The organism is Geodermatophilus sp. SYSU D00815 (genome assembly GCF_054050035.1).
Window position 1 is genome coordinate 1 of record NZ_JBJGYO010000058.1, and the last position, 3,154, is coordinate 3,154.

General features: G+C 76.4%; 3 protein-coding genes. All 3 read right to left on the reverse strand.

All coding sequences use genetic code 11. From position 1 onward, the window contains the following. Nucleotides 1-120: 120 nt before the first annotated feature. Complete coding sequence (locus tag ACI78S_RS25045) at nt 121-2,205, reverse strand: elongation factor G-like protein EF-G2 (RefSeq protein ID WP_456977701.1); 2,085 nt, start codon at nt 2,203-2,205, stop codon at nt 121-123. Between the two features lie 13 nt (nt 2,206-2,218). Further along, on the reverse strand, nt 2,219-2,416 hold the full coding sequence (locus ACI78S_RS25050; RefSeq protein WP_456977702.1) for a DUF1918 domain-containing protein: 198 nt from the start codon (nt 2,414-2,416) through the stop codon (nt 2,219-2,221). A gap of 66 nt (nt 2,417-2,482) precedes the next feature. Next, a complete protein-coding gene (locus tag ACI78S_RS25055) occupies nt 2,483-2,956 on the reverse strand; it encodes a DUF2243 domain-containing protein (RefSeq protein WP_456977703.1) in 474 nt (157 codons plus the stop codon). Nucleotides 2,957-3,154 lie beyond the last annotated feature (198 nt).

Below are 3,154 nucleotides of genomic sequence, written 5' to 3' on the forward strand. Positions count from 1 at the left end.
CGGCCGAGGACGGCAGCAACGGCTCCATCCACGCCCACGCCTCATCGGAGACCACCGCTCGATGCTGTCGCATCGCCCGGAGCCTGCCGATCCGGACCGCCAAGATCCGTCAGACACGCCCTAGGCCGGGACCGCCACCACCGACGCCGGCGCCGGCTCGTAGCCCAGCGGCCGCCGGCTGAAGCTGCCGGTGCCGTGGGTGACCGAGCGCAGCGCGCTGCCGTAGGTGAGCAGCTCCACCTCGGGCACCTCGGCCCGCACCACGGTCCGGTCGCCGTCCGGGTCGGCGTCGCTGCCGGTGACCCGGGCACGGCGGGCGGAGAGGTCGCTCATGACCGCGCCGACGTACTCGCCCGGCACGGCCACCTCCACCTCGCACCACGGCTCGAGCACCTTGGTGCCGGCCGCGGCGACCGCCTCCCGCAGCGCCAGCGCCCCGGCCGCCTGGAAGGCGGCGTCGGAGGAGTCGACCGAGTGCGCCTTGCCGTCGACGAGGGTGACGTGGACGTCGACGATCGGCCGCTCGCCGGCGACCCCGCGCTCGGCCTGCGCGCGGATGCCCTTCTCCACGCTGCCGTGGAACTGGCTGGGCACCGTGCCCCCGACGATCTTCTGCTCGAAGACGATGCCCGAGCCGGACGGGCCGGGCTCGACCTCCACGACGACGATGGCGTACTGCCCGTGGCCGCCGGACTGCTTGACGTGCCGCCCGGTCACCTTCGCCGACCCGGCGAGCGTCTCCACCATCGGCACCCGCACCGGCACCGTGTTGACGGCGACGCCGTGCCGGCTGCGCAGCCGGTCGAGCAGCACCTCGGCGTGCGCCTCGCCGACGCACCACAGCAGCAGCTGGCCGGTGTCGGCGCGGCGTTCCAGCCGCACCGTCGGGTCCTCGGCGACCAGCCGGGCCAGGGCGGTGGCCAGCCGGTCCTCGTCGGCGCGCGAGGCGGCCTCGACGGCCACCGGCACCTGCGGCACCGGCAGGTCCCACGGCGGCACCAGCCGCGGGTCGTCGGGCGAGGAGAGGGTGTCTCCGGTCTCGGCGGAGGTGAGCCGGGCGACGGCGCAGATGTCGCCGGCCGGGCAGGCGGCGACGGTGCGCAGGGTGGCGCCCAGCGGCGTGGACAGCGCCCCGATCCGCTCGTCGACGTCGTGGTCGGGGTGGCCGCGGTCGGCCATGCCGTGACCGGAGACGTGCACCGGCACGTCGGGGCGCAGCGTGCCGGAGAAGACCCGCACCAGCGAGACCCGGCCCACGTAGGGGTCGGTCGTCGTCTTCACGACCTCGGCCACCAGCGGGCCGTCGGGGTCGCAGGACAGCGCCGGCGCGGGGCCGCCGTCGGGGCGGGTGACCGGCGGGCAGCCGTGCTCCATCGGGCACGGGAAGGCCGACACGAGCAGGTCCAGCAGCTCGGCCACCCCGACGCCGGTGAGCGGCGCCACGGCCAGGACCGGGTGGAAGTGCCCGCGGGCGACCGCTGTCTCCAGGTCGGCGATCAGGTCGGCGACGACGAGCTCCTCGCCGCCCAGGTAGCGGTCCATGAGGGTCTCGTCCTCGGACTCGCCGATGATCCCCTCGATCAGCTCGCCGCGGAGCCGGTCGGCGTCCGGGACCTCCCCGCCGTTCGTCTCGTGGTGCGGCTCGAGCAGCGAGACCAGCCCGGTCGGCGCGCCGTCCGCGCCGCGCTCGACCAGGTGCAGCGGGTAGACCCCCTCCCCCAGCATGAGCTGGCACATGCGGACGGCCTCGTCGACGTCGGCCCGCGGCCGGTCCAGCTGGGTGATGACCACCGCGCGCGGCATGCCGACGGCGGCGCACTCCGCCCAGAGCTGGACCGTCGCGGCGTCGACGCCGTTGACGGCGGACACCACGAACAGGGCCGCGTCGGCGGCGCGCAGCCCCGCCCGGAGCTCGCCGACGAAGTCGGGCGAGCCCGGCGTGTCCAGGATGTTCAGCTTGTGACCGGCGTGCTCCACGGCGGCCACGCCGAGGGACACCGAGCGCTGCTGGCGGACCTCGACCTCCTCGTTGTCGAGGCAGGTCGTGCCCTCCTCGACCCGGCCGGCCCGGGGCAGCGCGCCGGTGGCGACCAGCAGCGCCTCGGCCAGCGTCGTCTTCCCCGCGCCCGCGTGGCCGACCAGGGCCACGTTGCGCACCTGCCGTGCGGGACGCGGCGCCGGCGCCGTCCCGGTGTCCTTCGCCATGTGCCCGCCCCGCTCAGCCGCGCGCGGTCTCGCGGACCACGGCCGCGGTGCCGGACGGGTAGAACAGCCCCGTGTGCCCGTCGGGCGACCACTTCACCAGGTACGGGGGCCCGCCCGCCTCCCCCCGCACCTCGAGCACCTCTCCGGTGCGTTCCGGCTCCCCCTGGTGGGTGGAATGGACGACGATCCGGTCACCGACCCTGGCTTCCACGGCGGCCTCCATTGGCGCGACGGGGCTGTGTTGTGGGTCACAGCCTGCCTCCGCTGCGGGGGCCGATCAAGCCCCCGCGGCGGCCATCGCGCGGACGCCGCGGCGGTGCAGCGCCCACCCGCCGACGACCAGCACGACGCCGAAGGCGAGGAAGCCGAGATCCCACGACAGCGGGCCGCCGAGGTCGTCGCGGACGTGGTGCACGCCCAGGATCTGGTGGTCGACCAGCCCCTCGACGAGGTTGAAGGCGCCCCAGCCGGTGAGCACCAGGCCGATGTGGAAGCTCCAGCTCGGCGCGAGCCGGCCCTGGCGCCAGGCGTGCAGCGTGGCCAGCGAGGCGGCGACGACGAGCAGCCAGGTGGCGGCGTGGAAGAAGCCGTCGGCGAGGGTGTTGTGCTCCAGGCCCTCCAGCGTCGTCGGCGCCTGCCCGGGGACGTCGCTGACCATGTGGTGCCACTGCAGCACCTGGTGCAGCACGATCCCGTCGACGAAGCCGCCCAGCCCGAGCCCGTAGAGCAGGCCGGCGGCCCTCGACGGCATCCGCCGGTCCGTTGCGCGTGACACCGGAACGCCCTACCCGCCCCGGGCGCCGCCGCACCCCGTCCCCGTCGACTTCTGCCGTGGGGGGGGGGGGGGGGGGGGGGGGGGGGGGGGGGGGGGCGGGGGGGGCGCGGGGCGGGGGGGGGGGGCGGGGGGGGGGGGGGGGGGGGGGGGGGGGGGGGGGGGGGGGGGGGGGGG